Below are 20,461 nucleotides of genomic sequence, written 5' to 3'. Positions count from 1 at the left end.
CTCCTTACGCAGTCATCGCGACAGCTTGTTTTATGTCAATCAATTACGTCCTGAATTGATATTTTCGAGTATTAAGGCAACACCTTGCCCAACACCGACACACATGGTGCACAGCGCATATTTTCCTTGTTGAATTTTCAGTTGATGCATTGCGGTAAGGACTAAACGTGTACCACTCATGCCAAGTGGATGGCCCAAAGCAATGGCACCACCATTTGGATTGATACGTGCATCATCATCCGCTAAACCCAGTTCACGAATCACAGCTAAAGCTTGTGCTGCAAAGGCTTCATTGAGTTCAATCACATCCATTTGCTCTAAAGTTAAGCCCGTTTGTGCTAAAACTTTACGCACTGCAGGTACAGGCCCAATACCCATATAACGTGCTTCTACACCAGCACTTGCGATCCCTAAAACTTTCACTTGGGGAGTTAAACCATGCTGCTCAGCAAAGGCGTTATTACCTAAGAGTAAACATGCAGCACCATCATTGACACCTGATGCATTGCCTGCTGTGACCGAACCTCCTTCTTTACGAAATGGTGCTTTAAGTGCATTTAAAGCCTCTAGTGTGGTTTCTGCACGTGGATGTTCATCGAGAACAACACGCACTACACCTTTTTTGCTTTTAATCTCGACTGGTAGAATCTCACGCTCAAAGCGACCTTCAGCCTGTGCTTTTGCGACTTTTTGCTGACTGTTGTAGGCAAATTGGTCTTGATCGGCACGGCTGATATTGTATTTTTCTGCCACGTTTTCAGCAGTTTCAGGCATGCTGTCGACGCCAAAATTGGCTTTAAATAGCGGATTGATAAAACGCCAACCAATAGTGGTATCAAAAATTTCAGGTGTACGGCTAAATGCACTCGTCGGTTTAGACTGAACAAAGGGCGCACGTGACATGTTTTCCACCCCACCCGCTAATACAAACTGCGCTTCACCCGATTTAATCGCACGTGAAGCAAGCCCCACTGCATCTAAACCTGAAGCACATAAACGGTTCACGGTAATGGCAGGTACACTATCAGGTAAACCGGCAAGCAAGCTTGCCATCCGTGCCACGTTACGATTGTCTTCACCCGCTTGGTTGGCACAGCCGAGAATCACTTCATCGACCTCCGTCCAAGGCAAATTTGGATGTTGTTGCTTCAAATACTGAATCGGCAATGCAGCCAAATCATCTGTACGAATACTACTTAAACCACCGGCATAGCGCCCAATTGGGGTACGAATCCCATCAAAAATAAATACGTCTTGCATCATTTTATCCTTAACTGGCAGCGCGTAATGGCTGCTGCGTTGACACATGTCCTTGTGCCGCTTTTTTTAATAAATATAGATTAGGACGATAACGCTCTTCACCATAAATACGATACAGATTTTGCAAAGTCTGTAAAATAATGTTGTATCCTAATTCTTGTGCCCATTGGAATGGTCCTTTAGGATAATTCACAGCAAATTTCATGGCTGAATCAATGTCTTGTTCAGATGCAATTTGATGTAAAACGGCCTCGCATCCTTCATTGACCAACATGGCAATAGTGCGCAGTACATATAATCCTGGATGATCCTGAGACCAAATCGGAATAATATTTAGACCGATAAACAACTGTTCAATCGTTTTTTGATCTATCGCTGTACACGCTGGTGAAGCTGTAACTGCAATGGCTTTGGCTTGTGACCAATCGCCATGCCAATCCATCAACACCACTTTTTGTGATGCATAATCAATTTCGGCAGATTGCCCCATTGATAAACGTAAAGACACATCACCGATGAGAATTTCAGCCATTGGCGCCGCTTCAATACGCAGATGAATATGTGCAGATTGTTGCAATAGTGCGATTAAACTCAGTGAATGTGACCAATCACCTTTGACCACCACCTCAATTTTTTCAGGTGATTTACTGTAAATCACAGGGAGTTGATACACTTTTTTAGAATGTTCTGTTCGATAGTCATAAAAACCCTGTTGAGTTTTGCGACCGAAACAGCCTGCATCGACTAATTCTTTTTGAATTAAGGATGGACGATAACGCGGTTCATCAAAAAAGGCATCATAGACACTCTGTGTGACAGAAAAATTAATGTCTTGGCCAATTAAATCGGTCAGCTCACACGGCCCCATCGAAAAGCGTCCACATTCACGCATGATAAAATCAAGCTGCTCAGGTGTGGTGGCATTTTCCTGCAAGGCACGGAAGGCTTCTGCATAATAAGGACGTGCTATACGATTGACGATAAACCCTGGGGTGGATTTGGCACGTACTGGCACTTTTTTCCATGCTGTCATCAAGCTGACTAAAGCATCAGAAATTGCTGGGTCTGTTTTTAAGCCTGCAATCACTTCCACTAACTTCATCACTGGTGCGGGGTTAAAGAAATGCAAACCGACCACGCGTTCTGGATGTGGAATATTGGCAGCAATCGCAGTAATCGAGATTGAAGATGTATTGGATGCAAAGATCGTCTCAGGCGAGCAGATATCAGCAAGCTGTTGAAATAGCTTTTGTTTAACGTCTTTGTTTTCTACAATCGCTTCTACAATCAGTTGGCTGTCTGCTAATTCGTGTAAATCCGCTGCCACGTTTAAATTGGACAAGGTCAGTTGCAAGAGATCAGCCGCCATTTTTCCGGCATCTACACGTTTTTGTAATTGCTGTTTTAGTGCAGCAAAAGCACTTTCTACACGTTGTGGATCGACATCATACACATGGGTCGGATGGCCATGCATGGCCGCCAATTGTGCAATGCCGATGCCCATGGTACCGGCACCAATCACTGCCACAGGGGCATGCTGTAAGTGAAGTTCTGCCATGATTTAGCATCCTGTATATTGTGGTGTACGTTTTTGCATAAAGGCTTGTACGCCTTCACGATAGTCACTGCTACGCCCTGCTAAACGCTGTAAATCACGTTCTAAAATCAATTGCTCATCGAGGCTATTAGCTGCTGCAGCATGAATGGCTTTTTTAATCAATGACAAACCATAAGTGGGTTGTGTCGCTAAATGTTCTGCCAATTTGCTGGCTTCGGCTTTCAGTTTTTCGTCTTCAACCACTTGCCAAATCATGCCGAATTGTTGTGCTTGCTCAGCAGGAATCTTATCGCCAAGCATAGCCAAAGCCATTGCTTGTGCACGACCAACCAAACGTGGCAAAAACCATGTTCCACCCGAATCTGGAACTAAACCTAAACGACAAAAGGCTTGAATAAAGGATGCTGATTTTGCAGCCAGTACAATGTCACACGCCAAAGCAATGTTGGCACCTGCACCCGCTGCTACACCATTCACTGCACACAGCACTGGTTTCGGCATTTCAGTAATCAGTTTGATCAGTGGGTTATAATACATTTCAATCGAGCGGCCTAAATCAGGTGCATCGGCATTTGGATCAACCACGCGGTCACTTAAATCTTGTCCTGCACAAAAACCTCGACCTTCCGCAGAAATCACCACTGCACGAATCTCAGCATTTTTTGCCCATGCTTTGAGAACTCCTGAGACTTCTTGATGCATGATTTCATTAAAGCTATTGAGTTGCTTTGGACGATTAAACGTTAAATAACCGACTGCATTTTTTTCTTCGACAATAATTGTTTGGTAATCCATTACACACCTCTAAATGCGGGTTGTCTTTTTTCTAAGAAAGCTTGAATGCCTTCCTGACGATCTTGGGTTGCTGCCAACCACACAAAATGTTGACGCTCGAGTTTTAAACCCTGGCTTAGGGTCACTTCATGAATACTTTTTAGCGACTGTTTAATCACACGAATCGCTAGGGGTGCTTGCTTGGCAATTTTTTCGGCCAATTCAACGGCATATTGCACCGTTAAAGCTGTTGGGCAAATTTGACTGCTGATCCCGTGTTGCAATGCGGTCTGGGCGCTGATCATTTCACCCGTCATTGCCCAACGCATACACAGTTGCTGACCGACGAGACGTGCCAAACGCTGTGTTCCACCTGCCCCGGGCAACATGCCTAAACCAATTTCTGGTAAAGCAAATTGTGCATTTTCACCACTCAACACAATGTCACCATGCAATGCCAACTCAAAACCTGCGCCTAAGGCATAACCGTTGACGGCCATAATTAAAGGCTTTGAAAACTCATCAATCCGCTTCCACAACTGTGGTCGTTGATCCTGTTGAATGCTGACCACATCAAGTTGGGCAAGCTCATTCAAATCCGCACCTGCAGCAAAGCATTGTGAATGACCTGTAATCACGACTGCACGCACTTCACGGTCTTTATCTAAGGTTGTTAGATAATCCGCGAGCTCTTGCAATGTGGCATTGTTTAAGGCATTGCGTTTTTCAGGGCGATTCAGTTCAATGAGCACCACACCGGTTTTGGGAGAACTACTTTTTAGATATTGCATGTCCATACTTTCATTCCACACGGCGTTATTCATCAAAACTTAAACGTACATTAGCTGTGGTTGGACGGGCTTGGCAGCTCAAGACATAACCTCTTGCAACTTCATCCTCTTCAAGGCTGTAGTTGATGGCCATTTCGACTTCACCTTCAAGCACCTTACACTTACAGGTGGCACACACCCCACCTTTACAGGCATAAGGTAAATCTGCACCTGCACGTAATGCGGCATCGAGGATGCTGTCATCTTGTTTTGATACCTCAATGATCAACTCACGACCATCTAAAATAATGTTGACCTTTTCTTCACTACGCTGCGCAACTTGTTGTGCTGATGCTTTTGTAGTCGTACCTGTATTAAAACGTTCTGTATGAATCTTGCTGCGCTCAATCCCTAGCGTCGGCAAAATTTCCTCAACGGCCGTCATCATCTCTTCTGGACCACAGGCAAAGCAGTGATCAGTATCTGTACGAATCAAACCGGCTTTAGCCAACTGCTGGAGCTTTTCAGCATCAATACGACCGTTAAAGATCTCGCTGTCATTCAATTCACGTGAAAAAATATTCACCAGTTGCAAACGCTGATGAAAGCGATCTTTAAGATCCATGATTTGTTCAGCAAACATGGTTTGTTTCCATGAACGATTGCCATAAACCAGTGTAAATGTGGCATCTTGCTGACGATTCAGCACTGATTTCACGATGGATAAAATTGGCGTAATTCCACTGCCTGCAGCAAAGCCTAAATAATGTTGTCCACCGACTTTTGCTGCTTTTTGGAAAAATACCCCTTGAGGTGGCATAACCTCTAACACATCCCCTGCTTTGAGGTGTTCATTCGCCCACGTTGAAAATTGACCTTGGTCAATTTTTTTAATGGCAATACTCATATCTTCTTGCACATCGCTACAAATCGAATAGCAACGACGAATTTCACCTTGCTCTGTGAGATGGCGAATAGTCAGGTGTTGACCTGGTTGATATTGAAACGCTGAGGTTTGTTCATCTTGCACAGCAAAAGAAATACAAATGGCATTTTCCGTTTGCGGCTGGATTGATTTAATGGTTAAGGGAATAAATTGACTCATTGTTAAAATCCTTCTTTTATTTTATTGCTGTGCTGTTCAGTGCACATCGATGTCCATTAGATTAAATACATTTAAAGTAATCAAAAGGTTCTAAGCAGTCTTTGCAGCGGTATAAGGCTTTACATGCAGTAGAACTAAACTCGCTTAACAGCTGTGTATGTGCACTGCCACAATGTGGGCAAGCCACGCCATCCATCAGCGCCACATGCGTACCACACAGATGAGATGAACCTTGTGGTGGTGCAATACCGTATGTACGTAGCTTTTCTTTACCTGATTCACTCATCCAATCCGTGGTCCATGCCTCAGATAAATCCACCACTACTTTGACAGGATGAATGTCATGCGCCAACAACGCTGTTTTGATTTCGTCTTTGAGTAAATCAGTGGCAGGACAACCGCTATAGGTTGGTGTCAAACGCACCACAATCTCTTGGCTTGCATTGATTTCTACACCACGAATCATGCCCAAATCCAAGACCGATAACACCGGAATTTCTGGGTCAGACACCTGTTGTAAAATCTCCCAACATTGCTGCTCAACGTGTTGAATTCGGTTCATGTCACTCACTCCCTGTGAACGCTGTGATTACCACACCATCTCTGGATAGCTGCGTTGTAAATATTGCAACTCGGCAAGGACATAACCTAAATGTTCAGTATGCAAACCTTGCTTGGCACCGCTACGGTAGGCTCCCTCTTGTGGTAGTTGAAGCTCGAAACGCGTTAATTCCGATTGAATAAGTTCTAACCATTTCGCAGGCAATATTGTTAAGTCAGGAACAATGCCGGCTTCTACCAATTGTTTTTCATCGTTGGTCAGTGCAAATAGCTCTTCGGTGAAACGCCACAATTGATTTAATCCATGTTGCACCTTGTCATGCGCTTCTTGCGTACCCAGGCTTAAACGTTCCATCCAAGCTGTTGAAAAACGTTGGTGATATTTCACTTCTTTGAGAGACTTAATCGCAAAGGCAGACAGTTCGGCATTGTTGCTATTGCTTAACGCGGCAAATAACAAGGCATGATAATGATCCATTAACCATTGACGTACGATGGTCTGTGCAAAGTCGCCATTGGGTTGTTCACAGAGCAGTAAATTGCGATATTCACGCTCAGTTCGGAAGTACGCTAAACGATCTTCATCACGTCCTAAACCTTCAATACTCCCTGCCAGTGAAAGCGCAGTACGTGCCTGACCTAATAAGTCCAAGCCAATATTCGCAAGTGCGATATCAAGCTCAAGTTCAGGTGCGTGCCCACACCACTCTGCTAAACGATGTGACAAAATCAGTTGGCTATCACCAATGTGTAATAGAAATTCGGATAAAACTTTATTGGTCATGCTGTGATCCTCCAATTACATATGCTCAACGCCGTGTGGAATGTTGTAAAAGGTTGGATGACGGTAAACCTTATCCAAATGTGGTTCAAAAAACTCCGCTTTTTCATCTGGTTGTGAACAAGTAATTAACTCAGATTTGACCACCCAAATACTGATACCTTCGTTGCGACGGGTATACACGTCACGCGCATTTTGTAAGGCTATTTCATCATCCGGTGCGCGTAAGCTACCCACATGTCGATGGCTTAAACCTTGTTTGCTACGTACGAAGACTTCGTATAAAGACCAATTGTTTTTGTTATCCATGATTAAACTTCCTGTATGTCATTAATGACGTAAATGCTTATGCAATTTTGCGCGTATCATTGAATTGCTGTTGTTTTTTGGCATAGCTTGCTGCTGCATCACGAACCCATTTGCCGCCTTCCCATGCTTTACGACGTGCTTCAATACGTTCATGGTTGCATGGACCTTTACCTGCGATCACATTAAAGAATTCAGTCCAATTCACTTCACCAAACTCATAATGACCGGTCTCTTCATTCCACTTCAGGTCTGGATCTGGCACAGTTAAACCAAGCTGTAAAACTTGTGGCACGGTGTTATCCACGAATTTTTGACGTAAGGCATCATTACTAAACAGCTTAATTTTCCAATTCATGCTTTGTTCACTGTTCGGTGAATTGTCATCACTTGGACCAAACATCATGAGTGCAGGCCACCAAAAACGATTGACTGCATCTTGCGCCATTTGTTTTTGTTCAGGTGTGCCTTCTGCTAAACGCATCATGGCTTCAAAGCCTTGACGTTGATGGAAACTTTCTTCTTTACAAATACGCACCATGGCACGTGCATAAGGACCATACGAGGTACGGCATAAAGCAACCTGATTGACAATCGCCGCGCCATCGACCAACCAACCAATGGCTGCGACATCTGCCCAACTTAAGGTTGGATAATTAAAGATTGATGAATACTTCATGCGACCTGCAATCAGTTTATCCATCATATCGTCACGATCTGCGCCTAAGGTCTCAGCTGCGCTATAGAGATATAACGCGTGACCTGCTTCGTCTTGTACTTTGGCAAGTAATACCGCTTTACGTTTTAGGGTGGGCGCACGGGTAATCCAATTGCCTTCTGGCAACATACCAATCACTTCAGAATGTGCATGTTGTCCAATTTGGCGAATTAAAGTTTTACGATAAGCGTCTGGCATCCAATCCTTTGGCTCAATCGATACATTATTGACAATGTTGTCATCAAATCTTTGTTGTTGCGTGTTCATGTTGTCTCACTTATCCCAAGTGTCGTTAGATTTAAATTAATACGATACAAAAAATAATTCAATTGATTTTTATTGGTATCATATAAATATTTTTAACATCTATTAATAAGATATTGTTTTTATTTAATTAATATTTTTTTCATACTAAAAAATAATTTTTTTAACAGGGAATTTGATTGACAATCTGTTTTTTTGAATGCAATTTATGAAACACATATTATAAATTTAATATTAACAACGTATCATAAATGGAGTTATATCGATGTTGGATCTTGAGCAAAATTCACAAGACAATACCATTTCAGTGGATGGCAAATATGAGCCATCGGAATCTTTACTGCGCTTAAGTTCATTGGTTCTTGGACAAGAACACGTTGCATCAGCAGACTTACGTACAGTATTTCACGCCATTTCAGGTCAAGCCATTTACCAAGTCAGTAGTCATGGCATTGACACTCAAGCCGTGGTGCAATATGCCAAAACGCATGGTTCTAGTGTTGCCAATTGGACCTTTCATCAACGTGCCAATGCATTAAAGCAAATTGCACAGTACTTATTGGAACGTAAAGAAGACTACTATGCCCTTGCCGCAGCAACGGGCTGTACACGTAAAGATGCGTGGATTGATATCGAAGGTGGTATCGGCACATTATTTGCCTACTCAAGTTTAGTCCGCCGTGAGCTGAGCGATGAAAAAGTTTGGATTGAAGATGATTTTATTCAACTGTCTAAACACGGTTCATTTGGTGCCAAGCATTTACTGAGTCCCAAAGCCGGCGTAGCAGTACATATCAATGCCTTTAACTTCCCGATTTGGGGAATGTTGGAAAAAATTGCACCGACTTTATTGGCGGGTGTGCCGTGTATTGTAAAACCTGCAACAGAAGGTGCTCAGTTGACCCATGCGGTGGTGAAAGCCATTCATGAAAGTGGTTTCTTGCCTGAAGGTGCATTACAGCTGATCTGCGGTCAAACCTACGATCTCTTTGAACATTTAAATGAACAGGACACCGTGACATTTACTGGTTCTGCCTCAACGGGACAAAAATTACGTGCACATCCGCATTTAAATGCCTATTCCATTCCATTTAGTATGGAAGCCGATTCAGTCAACAGTGCCATCCTGACAACCCAAGCCTCAGATGAAAGCATTGATTTGTTTGTCCGTGAAATTTTCCGTGAAATGACCACCAAAGCCGGACAAAAATGTACCGCGATTCGCCGAGCATTTGTCCCTACGGCTTTATTAGAGACGGTGCAACAGAGTTTAATTGAGAAGCTGAAAAAAGTCGTATTGGGTGATCCAAGCCAAGAAGGTGTGACGATGGGTGCTTTGGCGAGCTATAAACAAAAGCTCGATGTTGCAGAAAAAGTCGAAATATTGGCACAAGATGCTGACATTATTTTTGGCAGTCATTTACGCCAAGATATCACTATAAATGGTTCATATTCTGAAAAATCAGCCTTATATCCACCTACAGTCTTACTTTGCCGTCAACCACTTGATGCACAACACGTCCATCAGGTTGAGGCCTTTGGCCCTGTGGTCACACTGATGCCGTATAGCACAGAAAGCGAGTTGGCAACCTTGGTTGCAAAAGGTGAAGGCAGTCTTGTGGCGTCCATTGTACGCAATGCGGATGAAAATATTGAAAGCTTAGTCGCAAAAATTGCACCATGGCACGGTCGCCTGCATATTCTAGATACCGAAAGTTCACGTGAAAGTACAGGTCATGGTTCCCCCCTACCACTTTTAGTTCATGGTGGACCTGGGCGTGCGGGTGGTGGTGAAGAATTAGGAGGCTTACGTGCAGTCAAACATTATATGCAACGTACAGCATTACAAGGCTCACCAAATGTGTTAACCCAAATTGGTCATCGCTGGACAGCAGGTGCACAAGTCTTTGAAGATCGCGTGCATCCATTTAAAAAGTCATTTGATGAACTGCGTATTGGTGAGCGTTTACTGACTGCACGACGCACCATTACCGAAGCAGATATCGTCAATTTTGGTGGTTTAAGTGGCGACTACTTCTATGCGCACATGGATAAAATTGCTGCGGCAGAGTCTTTGTTTGGTGAACGCGTTGCGCATGGTTACTTTATTGTGTCTGCCGCAGCGGGTCTCTTTGTCGATGCTGCAGCAGGCCCAGTCATTGCCAACTATGGTATGGATAATTTACGTTTTGTTGAGCCGGTCAAAATTGGTGACACCATTCAAGTGGAACTGACCTGCAAGCAAAAAACACCAAAAACCTTGCGTGATCCTGAACAAAAACCTCACGGCGTGGTGGTGTGGGACATTAAAGTGAAAAACCAACGTGGTGAATTGGTTGCAACCTATGACATCTTAACGCTTGTCGAGCGTGATGTATAATTTCGACTCGACCAAAAAAGGAATCAATATGATTCCTTTTTTTTATTTCATAGATATATCTGTATCTTTTTTTGTAAATAGCATTGACGAATAATGAATTTCAACCTAAATTCGATTAATGATACTTTTTAAAATTAAAATAAATAATAAATGTATCAAATATATTTCAATAATAGCTTTGCACAGGAAGTTGCAAAATGAATGACAAAACAATGGTTATAGAAACAGTTGGTTGCATCAAGCAACCTGCCATTTTAATCAAAGTAGGTAGTTATATGGACATGAATAAAAGGAATTTCGCATGAATAATTCGCAAATAGAAATGAATACACCAGAACTTGCACTGGATATCCCCGAACAATCGAGTACACAGAAAATTGCTTTAGCAACCATCGTTGGTACCACCATCGAGTGGTATGATTATTTTATTTATGCTGCTGTTGCAGGTTTAGTTTTTAACCAACTTTTTTTTACACCTGCCGGACCTGCTTTCGGAACTCTATTAGTCTTCGCCTCGATTGGTATTAGTTTTATTTTCAGACCATTTGGTGCCTTTATTGCAGGTTACTTTGGCGATAAATTAGGACGTAAAGCTGTACTCGCTATGACTTTGCTTTTGATGGGTGGGACAACGACCATGATTGGTTTACTTCCAACCTATGAGAATATTGGTATCGCAGCTCCGATTATTTTAATTTTATTGCGTATTTTACAAGGTATTTCTGCAGGTGGTGAATGGGGTGGAGCTGTATTAATGGCTGTTGAACACGCTCCTACCAAAAAACGTGGCTTATTTAGTTCATTTCCACAGTTAGGTGTACCACTAGGTTTGTTACTTGCATCCTTTGTTCTGGTGATTATGACCGCTTATGTTTCTCCTGGTGACGCATTTTTAGAATGGGGATGGCGCGTACCATTTTTACTCAGTATTATTTTATTTGGTTTAGGCTATTGGATTCGTCGCTCAGTTGAAGAAAGTCCAGTGTTCGAACAATTAAAAGAGCGTAAAAGCACAGCAAAAAAACCAATACGGGAACTATTTTCTGAGTATAAAAAACTTATTTTAACAGCTTCCCTTCTTACTGCTGGTACAACTTCACTTGGTTATATGACAGCAGGCGGTTTCATTCAAAGTTTTACTACTAATCCAAATGGCATGGCATTAGATCGACCAACAATTTTGAGTTTAGTTTGTACTTCTGCAGTCATTTGGACATTCTTTACTTGGCTTTCAGCAGTCATGTCCGATAAATTTGGTCGAAAACCTATTTATATTTTAGGTTCAATCATCCAAATTTTAACTGCACTATTCTTATTCCCATTGGTTAGCACTGGTGAATATGTATACATTATGCTTGGTTTAGCAATACTCGCTATGGGAATTGGAATCACCTATGGTGTGCAAGCTGTTTATTATTCTGAACTCTTTCCTGCATCTATTCGATTCTCTGGTATTTCGATTACTTATGCACTGGGTTCAATCATTGGTGGTGCATTTGCTCCCCTGATTGCTGCAGCTTTAATCACTAAAGCTAACGGCATTTTCTTGGTAAGCACCTATCTGACGGTTATGGCTGTTATTGCTTTCATTGCAATCTGTGTACTTAAAGACCGCACAGGTATTACACTGGAACCAACCGATGAAGCTGAGAATGCACAAAAGAAATCGCCATTTATTTGGAAATAATCTAAGCGTTTAGATTTTTTAAATGACTTGCACACCATGTCATTAAAAATAAGACTTGACTCGGACTTTTCAATCCGAGTTTTTTTCTTGACTGATGCTTATAAATTTCTGCATATACTAACAGTCAAAAGAAGTATAGGCTGACTAACTAAAAATGAATTGTTTAAATTAATTATTTTATGAATGTTAATTCTTCTTTTATTAATTTTACGCTTATAAATCTCATACCCAAGATCTTATCTAGAGTGTTTCTTTGTTTTTAAGAAATTTTAGTCTTGCAAAATGGCTTCGGAAATATGTTAAATATTGAATATGAATCACATTTCAGTTCAAGCTCCCACTTTTTTCAACTCGCTCAGGTTATAATGATCGTCTCCCAAAATACGATTGATCTAATATGAGCACCTCCAATGACCCTTTACACGGCAAAAAACTTGCTGACATCTTGGATGAATTATTGGATTACTACGGCGGTTTTGAGGGCTTAAGCCGTAAAATTGAAATTAGATGTTTTTGCATAGATCCAAGCGTTAAATCATCACTACGATTCTTACGTACTACACCTTGGGCACGTGAAAAAGTAGAAAGCTTATATTTGTATGTCTTACGCCAAAATGCCAAACAGAAAGCATAACGATTAATACCTAAGCTCAAATAATCTTGTATAGCAGTTTGTGTTTTAAGATAAAATGAAACTGCTGAATCCTTCTAGCTATTCCTTGCACGCAGTATTTTCGCCTTAGATTTAATTCGATCCCTATTATGAGCAATCCTTTTTCCCAGCATCCTCAAATTGGTGTAGTCACTACATTTTCTGAATTGATTCATCGTCATTTTGAAGGTCAAATGAATGCGCTTTGCTGGCAACGTAGCTTACAAGGCGACTTTAAAGAAATAGTCGAAAAACTCGAACTGATTGAAAATATAACCGAAATTTCCATAGATGATCTGAAGGAATTAAAGCTTTCAGCGCAAGGTCATTTAGCTAGAGAAATCATTTTAAATGACATGCAACAATTAACAGCATTTGGTGCATCACCCTCGCTGAATTTGCTTAAATGTTATGAACGCGATGATGAATTCGATTTCATCTCAACCGATGTTTATTCTTTTCATGTTGATCGATCATCCATCGCTACCGATACCTTTTTATGTACGTATTATGGTGCTTCCAGTGATATTGTGCCAAATGATCAAGTCACACAAAAAATCTTAATTCCTGAAATACGAGAGCAACTCAAAGCTTTATACGATGGCCCTGACTCAGAATTTGATGATTTTTTATCAGAATATTTTTTTGATTTACATTATCAGCTCAAAGACAATGCTGTGCCTGTAAATCTAGGAAATGGTCATCTATGGCGTTTAGCGGTGGATCATCCTACACAGCCCGTATTGCCTTGTGTGCACCGCGCACCTGTTGAAAATGCAGGTGAGTATCGGCTTATGCTGATTTGCTGATTTGCTGATTTGCTGATTTTAAATATTGATAAATCCTGAGTCCATACGATCCATTCTGTCTAATGAATGAACCGTAATTGAGATCGAGCTGTATTAAGGCAGCGGTAAAGGACTGGCAGTAGCCAAATATCTGTTTGTGCTTGGTCGTTTTGTACCTTGGCAAATGTAGATTCAAAACTGCTGACATTTTCGGCAAACATACTTTGTAAGGCCGTCGAAATACCGACAGCTAAGCCTAGACGTATAAACGCCGTAAAATATAAAGACATGATTTTTCCCACTCATTTATTAAAAAAAGTGGCGGGAATGCTTTAGGCTATCCCGCCATTAGCGGGGCATAAACAGGAGGAGGTGTTTGCAGTAAGAGATCAGGCGCTTGATAAAGATTCGTCCAAACAAATTTTGGCAAATATTCAAAGGCCTGATGCGCAATAAAAAGAATCGATTGTTGATTTTGTACAATCTAATGCGTCATAGACGGCAAATACTGTTGATAATCTTCACCGAGTTGCAGATCACTTGCGGTATTTTTGACTGGTTTATTACTTGATTCAGATGCTTGATGCAACGAATGCTGTGGATTGGTTTCACTGCTGACGCATAAGGTATTTTGATGATGACCAAAATGATAGCTTTGAACAACTTGGGTTTGCTCTTCATGCACACAGAAAGCGGCTGCCACGTTCCAAAGGCTTTGGAACATGAACAATCCGACTAAAACTGTTATCCATGTCGCAGAACACATATTGTATCAATCAAGAAAATTTTAACGATTATAAAGCTTGGAGTCGGTCGAAGGTCAAGTGAATCTTTGAATTTGTCTTAAAAATGGATTGCCATAGAGATATAACGTAACGCATTCGCTTTAATCCCCTGACACGGCACATTCTAAAGACAATCCATTGGTTCATGATTACGATTTTTATCAGCGAAACTTTTTTTAATTTAGTTCGGAATCATTCTTCAACTTAGCTTTTCTTGTCACCACTATGCCGCAGAGCACCACCAATGTCGTAACACCTAAAGATAATGAAGTCTCATAACTGTAGGCTGGAGATAAAAACATATAGATCAGCACACTTAAGATCACCAAAATGACTGCCCATGTCAGCCATGGAAATAGCCACATTTTAAACGCAACCTCAGTTCCATTTTTTTCGATTTGTGTTCTCAATTTAAGCTGTGAAAATGCAATCACTAAATAAACCAATAAGGCAATTGAACCTGTTGTAGACAGTAAAAATCCAAATACTTGGCCTGGAAATAAATAATTGACTGCACAGCAAATTAAGCCCACTACAGACGATGCCAATACTGCAATTGCAGGCACACCAGAGGCATTAATTGATGTGACCCATTGAGGTGCTTCTTTGCGTGTCCCCAATGAAAATAGCATCCTTGATGAACTATAAAGTGCAGCATTCATACAACTTGCAACCGCAATAAAGACTACACTATCAATAATCAATTTTGATTGAGGGACATTTAAACTTACCAAGACATATTGGAAAGTGCCTAATTGTTGTAATTGTGGTGAACGCCAATCTACCAGTGCAACCGTTATAAAAATTGAAACCACAAAAAATAAGATGACCCGATACAGTACTAAATTGGTTGCGCGTTTAATTTTTTGCTCAGGATCTTTTGATTCTGCTGCAGCGATCGATAAGATTTCTACGCCAAAAAATGAAAATGCTGAAATCAATATTGCAGAAAGTACGCCACCCAGGCCATTTGGCATAAATCCATCATTTTTGAACAGATTTTCTACACCACTCACATCAGGTGCTAAGGGCCAAAACCCCAATATGGCGGTGAGTCCAATGCCGATAAAAATTACAATAGCCAAGACTTTTATCAGAGAAAACCAAAATTCAAACTCACCAAAACTTCGAGTACTAAAAAAGTTGGCCAAACTGAGGAGAATAATAAAAAAAGTGGCAAAAACAGCGCTGGATATTGATGGAAACCATGCATGCAGAATTTCTGCACCAGCGATTGCTTCAATTGGAATAACTAAAACCCAAAACCACCAATATAACCATCCGATGGTAAAGCCCGCCCAAGGCCCAATGGCTTTTCTTGCATAGGTTGAAAATGAGCCGGTGTCAGGTTGAGCTACAGCCATTTCTCCCAACATTCGCATGATTAAAAAAACCAAAATACTGGTAGTAATATAAGCAAGAACGGCGGCAGGCCCTGCTTTTGCAATCGCAGCAGATGATCCAACAAACAGTCCAGCACCAATTACACCACCAATACTGATCATTGTAATATGCCGATTAGATAGCCCTGCACCCAGTTTTGCAGTTGAATTATGTGTGGCTAAGCTATCATCATGCATCGATTAGATTCCCTGTCTGCACGGTCAGTCGTACAAATCATTATTTCCAAGATCATTAGGAATAAAAAAGGGAAAACGCTGTGTTCTCCCTTGTTTTGTAACAATTTAATCTAGAAAATGAGTTTTTCATAGTTCTAATCAAAACTTTAAGATGCAGCTTAATACCATTTTTTTATCTAATACACTGTTATTACTTATATAATTTATATTTATTTAAAAACTTATTTGACCATTTTCTATATACAAAATATGGGCTTTTAAATAATCTAACTCATCGCCATGATGCGTAACATATATCATCGGCAGCGCCAACTGTTCTTTCATCGTGTTTAAAAATGGCAATATTTGATCTTTCAGCCTGCGGTCCAGTCCTGTCAGCGGTTCATCTAACAGCAGTAAGTCAGGCTGTGACAGCAATGCGCGTCCTATGGAAACGCGCTGCGCCTCACCGCCAGAAAGTTCATGCGCCCGCCGTTTAAGCAGTGGCTGTAACTCAAGCAGATTAGTCACTTGCTCAAATTTAAATTTCGCATTTTCCTGAGCGCCTAAGTTCTCCGCATATTGCAGATTTTGCTGCACATTCATATGCGGAAAAAGCCATGCTTTTTGAAAAATCAGCGCAATACTGCGTTGATGCATCGGCACATTAATCTTCTGCGCCGTATCGAACACATCACGCTGATTCAGCGATATATAACCTTGCTGCGGCTGCAGCAAACCAACCAAATTTTTCAGCAGCGTAGACTTGCCGCTGCCTGATGGCCCCATAATGCCAAGCAGCTGTTCTTGCATCTGCAGCCGAGCCTGCAATTGAAAATCTGCATATTGAAACTGAAAATCACACTGAAGCATGGCCGGCTCCGAGTTTTCGCTGATAGCGCTGTAAAATATAATAATTGGCAATCAATGCGCCAAAAGCCGCCAGCAGTGAAAGGATCACTAAACGCATTGCGGATTCTTCGCCATTGGGCTGCTGTATCAGCGAATAGATAGCAATTGGAATGGTTCGGGTTTCATCAGGAATATTACCCACAAAGGTAATGGTTGCGCCAAATTCGCCTAAACTTCGGCTAAATCCTAAAATGCTCCCGATTAAAATGCCCGGCAATGCCAGCGGCAGGCTAATTGATGCAAATACCCGTAACGGATGCGCGCCTAGTGAGCCTGCAACCTGCTCCAGCTGCTGATTAATCATTTGAAAAGACAAACGGATCGGCTGCACAATCAGCGGAAATGACACAATCATGGATGCTAAAACGGCGCCTTTCCAATTAAAAGCCAGTTGAGTGCCCCATTCATTGAGCAGCTTGCCGATCCAGCCATTTGAACCAAACAGCACCAATAGCAGATAACCTAAAACCACCGGCGGCAGCACCATCGGCATTTGTAACAGCGCTTCGACTAAAAATTTCAAATGAAACTCATAGCGCGCCAGCACCCAAGCCAGCCCAATAGCAAATGGCAAGCAAAATACAGTGGCGCAAACGGCAACCTTAGCCGACAGAAACAAGGCGCTCCACTCTTCTGGGCTGAGCATGCTTTAGCCTTTCACACCAAAGCCATAATGCTTAAAAAGCATTTTGCTTTGCGCATGGTCTTTAAGATAACGGTAAAACTTCACGGCCTCAGGTTTAGCTGCGCCTTGATGTGTTAAAGCCAATGGATAAATGATCGGTTGATGAGTTTGATTTGGAAAAATCCCGGCTATTTTAACTTTAGAACTGATCAGCGCATCGGTACGGTAAACAATCCCCGCTTGGCACTCACCGCGTTCAACAAAAGCCAAAGCCGATCGTACATCATCTGTCCCGACAATCCTTCCATTCAAACTTGATAGCCAGCCCAACTTGGTTAGGCTTTGTTTGGCATATTTTCCAGCAGGTACAGACTCCATTTGCCCTGTACATAAGTGACCTTTGAATGCCTTGGCAAAATTAAACTGCGGCACGGCTTTAAATTGCATATTCACCGCTTTAGGCGTAATCAGCACCAAATCATTACTTAGCATGTTGAATACTTGCTTTGCAGGTATTTTCTGTTTTTGCACCAAATAATTCATCCAGTCCACATCTGCTGAAAAATACAAATCACTTGGCGCACCGGCTTCAATTTGTTTGGCTAAAGCAGATGACGCGCCAAATACCGGTACAATTTTGATGTCTGGATTCTGTGCCTGATATTGCTTTGCAATATCGCTGATAGCATTGCTTAAACTGGCTGCAGCATAAATTTTGACTGTTTCCGCCTGAGATGCGCCAGCAATGAAGCTCAGTCCTACTGCTAAAATAAATTTGAATCGCATAGCAAACTCCTAATGCTGAATAAATACGCCTTGAAGAATTTGTCCTGCTTGCACAGACTGCCCTGCAGGAATCCGAACAATGCAATTGGCTTGCATTAAATTGCTCAACATATGCGACTGCTGTTTAGATAGGCTGGTTAGTTGAAGCTTGCCTTGCTTATCAAAGTGCGCCGACATTCTTAAAAACCGCTCACGTGCATCTGCTTTTAGGTCATGTGTCATGACTGCGCTGAACCAGTCCAGCGCAGGTGTTTGACCTTGTAGGGCTTTCAATAATCTATCTGTATAAATTTGCATGCCGACATAGACTGCAGCGGGGTTGCCCGGCAGTCCGAGTAAATAACAGGAACTGCTGTCAGGACGTCGATATTGTGCAAACAGCATCGGTTTGCCGGGTTTTTGTTTCACTTTCCAGAAAATTTGCTGAAAACCGATGTCCAAGGCTGCCGGCCGAACAAAATCATAATCACCGACAGATACGCCGCCAGTCGTTAAAATTAAATCAAAGCTGTCTTTTAAACGGTTGAATAAATCTAAAACCGCCTGTTTTTCATCTGCAATATGAATCACTTCAACTTGGACGTGCTGCGACTGAAACCATACTAAAATCAGCGGCGCATTGGCATCAAATATTTTACCAGCACGGTAATCTTCTATATTTTGCGCAACTTCATCACCTGTAATTACGACCGCAATTTTCGGATAGGCAAAAACTTCGCAGTGTGAAATACCAGCCATACTGAGCGCTGCAATTGATCCAACCGTCAGCTTTTGACCACGCGCTGCTAAACATTGTCCAAATGAAATTTCCTCACCTGCATCTCGAATATCTGCATGCGGGCTTAAGGCTGCAGTCAGTTCAATCTGCTGTCTATCCGCCTTTACAATTTCTTGCCGCGCTACAGTTGCCGTGCCTTCAGGTATCGGCGCGCCGGTAAATATGCGGACAGCTTGCCCTGCTTTTAAGCTTATTTGAGCCGTTTGCCCTGCGCGGATTTCTCCAATCAGCTTAAATTGCGCGCCGGGTTTAATTTCACCCGCTGCGCAAATGGCATAGCCATCCACTGCGCTTTGCGCAAATAAAGGCAGCTGAATTGGTGAATGCACATCTGCCGCCAAATAACGGCCTAAAGCGTGCTGAAGCGCCAAAGTTTCATGCGCTAAACTTTGCGTATGTGTCTGAATCAGCGTAAGCGCTTCGTCCACTGAAATCAGTCCAGCCTCGGCCCCGCAGCCTGCGTGCAATACGGCTTGGTTCATTGGTAGCCTCCTGCATGCGGAATATTCTTCTGCACATCAAATAGATGCACCAAGGCAGGTAAAATGGCAATCAATGATTCTTTTGCGCCTTGTCTGCTGCCCGGCAGTGTAATGACTAAACTGTCATCAATATAGCCGGCAACACCGCGGCTGAGGGCCGCATAAGGGGTGCGTTTCTGCCCAAAACTGCGGGATGCTTCCATCAGCCCTGGAATTTCCCGTTTTAACAGCGGCTGAATGGTTTCAACGGTTAAATCTTTCTGGCCTAGACCTGTACCGCCCACGGTCAAAATCAGCGGATATTGCGTCTTATGCTGTTCAATAAGAGCCAAAAGCTGTTCAGGACTGTCCGGTATCACTTGATAGCTGATGTTGCTGAAGTTTGCTTCTTCTAAAATTTCGAGGACATTTTGCCCTGCAGTATCTGATTTTTTACCGGCAGCAACCGTATCTGAAAGCACAATAATCGACGCCGATAAGCTTTCTTTCAATACACGGGTAAAATGTGATTTACCGCCTTTTTTCTTTTGCAGTTTCACCTGATCTAGGCATAAATCTTCAGGCTCACAGTGCGGTTTCAGCATGTCATACAGCGTTAAACCGGCAAGACTGACCGCAGTTAATGCTTCCATTTCCACACCCGTTGGGCCAATGGTTTCGACCACAGCACTGATTTCGACATGCGCCTCAAATAATTCATATTCGACATCTGCACGGTAGATCGGCAGCGGATGACACAGCGGAATGAGTTCATCCGTGCGTTTTGCGCCCAATATACCTGCAATCCGTGCGGTTTTCAGCGCATCGCCTTTTTCTGTATTGCCATTACGCAGCAGTTCAATGCAATGTGGCGGCGCATGCAGAATTCCAGTTGCAATGGCTGTACGATAACTTTCCGCTTTCATGCCCACATTTTTCATTGCTTTGTCC

At 42.3% G+C, this 20,461-nt stretch carries 21 protein-coding genes; 4 read left to right on the top strand and 17 right to left on the bottom strand.

Features of this window, described 5'->3' with window-relative positions; all coding sequences use genetic code 11:
• Nucleotides 1–39: 39 nt before the first annotated feature.
• The 9 genes from pcaF to paaA form a co-directional block, all read right to left on the bottom strand.
• The gene (pcaF, locus tag FTU13_RS06970) at nucleotides 40–1,260 is read right to left on the bottom strand and encodes a 3-oxoadipyl-CoA thiolase (RefSeq protein ID WP_180127544.1); all 1,221 of its coding nucleotides are present in this window, start codon (nucleotides 1,258–1,260) and stop codon (nucleotides 40–42) included.
• Between the two features lie 10 nt (nucleotides 1,261–1,270).
• On the bottom strand, nucleotides 1,271–2,818 hold the full coding sequence (locus FTU13_RS06965; protein ID WP_180127546.1) for a 3-hydroxyacyl-CoA dehydrogenase: 1,548 nt from the start codon (nucleotides 2,816–2,818) through the stop codon (nucleotides 1,271–1,273).
• 3 nt (nucleotides 2,819–2,821) lie between these two features.
• Nucleotides 2,822–3,613, bottom strand: a complete 792-nt coding sequence (gene paaG, locus FTU13_RS06960) for a 2-(1,2-epoxy-1,2-dihydrophenyl)acetyl-CoA isomerase PaaG (protein WP_180127548.1) — start codon at nucleotides 3,611–3,613, stop codon at nucleotides 2,822–2,824.
• Entirely contained in the window at nucleotides 3,613–4,383 is a 771-nt protein-coding gene (locus tag FTU13_RS06955) for an enoyl-CoA hydratase-related protein (protein ID WP_180127747.1), read from the bottom strand. Before FTU13_RS06955 ends, paaG begins: the two co-directional genes overlap by 1 nt.
• Nucleotides 4,384–4,408: 25 nt before the next feature.
• Nucleotides 4,409–5,467, bottom strand: a complete 1,059-nt coding sequence (paaE, locus tag FTU13_RS06950; protein ID WP_180127550.1) for a 1,2-phenylacetyl-CoA epoxidase subunit PaaE — start codon at nucleotides 5,465–5,467, stop codon at nucleotides 4,409–4,411.
• A gap of 61 nt (nucleotides 5,468–5,528) precedes the next feature.
• Nucleotides 5,529–6,029, bottom strand: coding sequence for a 1,2-phenylacetyl-CoA epoxidase subunit PaaD (gene paaD / locus FTU13_RS06945; RefSeq protein WP_180127552.1), 501 nt, complete (start codon nucleotides 6,027–6,029; stop codon nucleotides 5,529–5,531).
• 27 nt (nucleotides 6,030–6,056) lie between these two features.
• The gene (gene paaC / locus FTU13_RS06940; RefSeq protein WP_078193736.1) at nucleotides 6,057–6,812 is read right to left on the bottom strand and encodes a 1,2-phenylacetyl-CoA epoxidase subunit PaaC; all 756 of its coding nucleotides are present in this window, start codon (nucleotides 6,810–6,812) and stop codon (nucleotides 6,057–6,059) included.
• Between the two features lie 15 nt (nucleotides 6,813–6,827).
• Nucleotides 6,828–7,118, bottom strand: coding sequence for a 1,2-phenylacetyl-CoA epoxidase subunit PaaB (paaB, locus tag FTU13_RS06935; protein ID WP_180127554.1), 291 nt, complete (start codon nucleotides 7,116–7,118; stop codon nucleotides 6,828–6,830).
• Nucleotides 7,119–7,155: 37 nt separating this feature from the next.
• Nucleotides 7,156–8,100: a 1,2-phenylacetyl-CoA epoxidase subunit PaaA gene (gene paaA, locus FTU13_RS06930; RefSeq protein ID WP_111884663.1), complete on the bottom strand. Its 945-nt coding sequence runs from the start codon at nucleotides 8,098–8,100 to the stop codon at nucleotides 7,156–7,158.
• A 262-nt stretch (nucleotides 8,101–8,362) separates the two neighbouring features.
• On the opposite strand from paaA, the gene paaZ reads away from it, so the two are divergent.
• The 4 genes from paaZ (at nucleotide 8,363) to FTU13_RS06910 (ending at nucleotide 13,625) form a co-directional block, all read left to right on the top strand.
• On the top strand, nucleotides 8,363–10,477 hold the full coding sequence (paaZ, locus tag FTU13_RS06925; protein WP_180127556.1) for a phenylacetic acid degradation bifunctional protein PaaZ: 2,115 nt from the start codon (nucleotides 8,363–8,365) through the stop codon (nucleotides 10,475–10,477).
• A 301-nt stretch (nucleotides 10,478–10,778) separates the two neighbouring features.
• A complete protein-coding gene (locus FTU13_RS06920) occupies nucleotides 10,779–12,164 on the top strand; it encodes an MFS transporter (RefSeq protein ID WP_180107020.1) in 1,386 nt (461 codons plus the stop codon).
• Between the two features lie 397 nt (nucleotides 12,165–12,561).
• Nucleotides 12,562–12,798, top strand: a complete 237-nt coding sequence (locus tag FTU13_RS06915; RefSeq protein ID WP_078190681.1) for a VF530 family DNA-binding protein — start codon at nucleotides 12,562–12,564, stop codon at nucleotides 12,796–12,798.
• Nucleotides 12,799–12,926: 128 nt separating this feature from the next.
• Nucleotides 12,927–13,625, top strand: a complete 699-nt coding sequence (locus FTU13_RS06910) for a DUF1826 domain-containing protein (RefSeq protein ID WP_180127558.1) — start codon at nucleotides 12,927–12,929, stop codon at nucleotides 13,623–13,625.
• A 59-nt stretch (nucleotides 13,626–13,684) separates the two neighbouring features.
• On the opposite strand, the gene FTU13_RS06905 is transcribed toward FTU13_RS06910, so the two are convergent.
• From FTU13_RS06905 to moaCB, 8 genes are all read right to left on the bottom strand, one after another.
• Complete coding sequence (locus FTU13_RS06905; protein ID WP_180127560.1) at nucleotides 13,685–13,894, bottom strand: hypothetical protein; 210 nt, start codon at nucleotides 13,892–13,894, stop codon at nucleotides 13,685–13,687.
• 194 nt (nucleotides 13,895–14,088) lie between these two features.
• On the bottom strand, nucleotides 14,089–14,328 hold the full coding sequence (locus tag FTU13_RS17440; RefSeq protein WP_257226731.1) for a hypothetical protein: 240 nt from the start codon (nucleotides 14,326–14,328) through the stop codon (nucleotides 14,089–14,091).
• A 237-nt stretch (nucleotides 14,329–14,565) separates the two neighbouring features.
• The gene (locus FTU13_RS06895; protein ID WP_180127562.1) at nucleotides 14,566–15,969 is read right to left on the bottom strand and encodes an amino acid permease; all 1,404 of its coding nucleotides are present in this window, start codon (nucleotides 15,967–15,969) and stop codon (nucleotides 14,566–14,568) included.
• 213 nt (nucleotides 15,970–16,182) lie between these two features.
• Nucleotides 16,183–16,821 (bottom strand): ATP-binding cassette domain-containing protein, encoded by a 639-nt coding sequence (locus FTU13_RS06890; protein WP_180127564.1) that lies wholly within the window; start codon nucleotides 16,819–16,821, stop codon nucleotides 16,183–16,185.
• On the bottom strand, nucleotides 16,808–17,506 hold the full coding sequence (gene modB / locus FTU13_RS06885; protein ID WP_180127566.1) for a molybdate ABC transporter permease subunit: 699 nt from the start codon (nucleotides 17,504–17,506) through the stop codon (nucleotides 16,808–16,810). The genes FTU13_RS06890 and modB overlap by 14 nt, the downstream gene beginning before the upstream one ends.
• A 3-nt stretch (nucleotides 17,507–17,509) precedes the next feature.
• On the bottom strand, nucleotides 17,510–18,271 hold the full coding sequence (gene modA / locus FTU13_RS06880) for a molybdate ABC transporter substrate-binding protein (protein ID WP_180127568.1): 762 nt from the start codon (nucleotides 18,269–18,271) through the stop codon (nucleotides 17,510–17,512).
• Nucleotides 18,272–18,280: 9 nt separating this feature from the next.
• Nucleotides 18,281–19,531: a molybdopterin molybdotransferase MoeA gene (locus FTU13_RS06875; RefSeq protein WP_180127570.1), complete on the bottom strand. Its 1,251-nt coding sequence runs from the start codon at nucleotides 19,529–19,531 to the stop codon at nucleotides 18,281–18,283.
• On the bottom strand, nucleotides 19,528–20,451 hold the full coding sequence (gene moaCB / locus FTU13_RS06870; protein ID WP_180023676.1) for a bifunctional molybdenum cofactor biosynthesis protein MoaC/MoaB: 924 nt from the start codon (nucleotides 20,449–20,451) through the stop codon (nucleotides 19,528–19,530). Before moaCB ends, FTU13_RS06875 begins: the two co-directional genes overlap by 4 nt.
• Nucleotides 20,452–20,461: the final 10 nt, after the last annotated feature.

Source organism: Acinetobacter sp. YH12064 (assembly GCF_013419735.1).
In the GTDB taxonomy this organism is placed as follows: domain Bacteria; phylum Pseudomonadota; class Gammaproteobacteria; order Pseudomonadales; family Moraxellaceae; genus Acinetobacter; species Acinetobacter amyesii.
The sequence above is the reverse complement of the archived record's forward strand: the minus strand, read 5'-3'. Positions and strand labels throughout refer to the sequence as shown.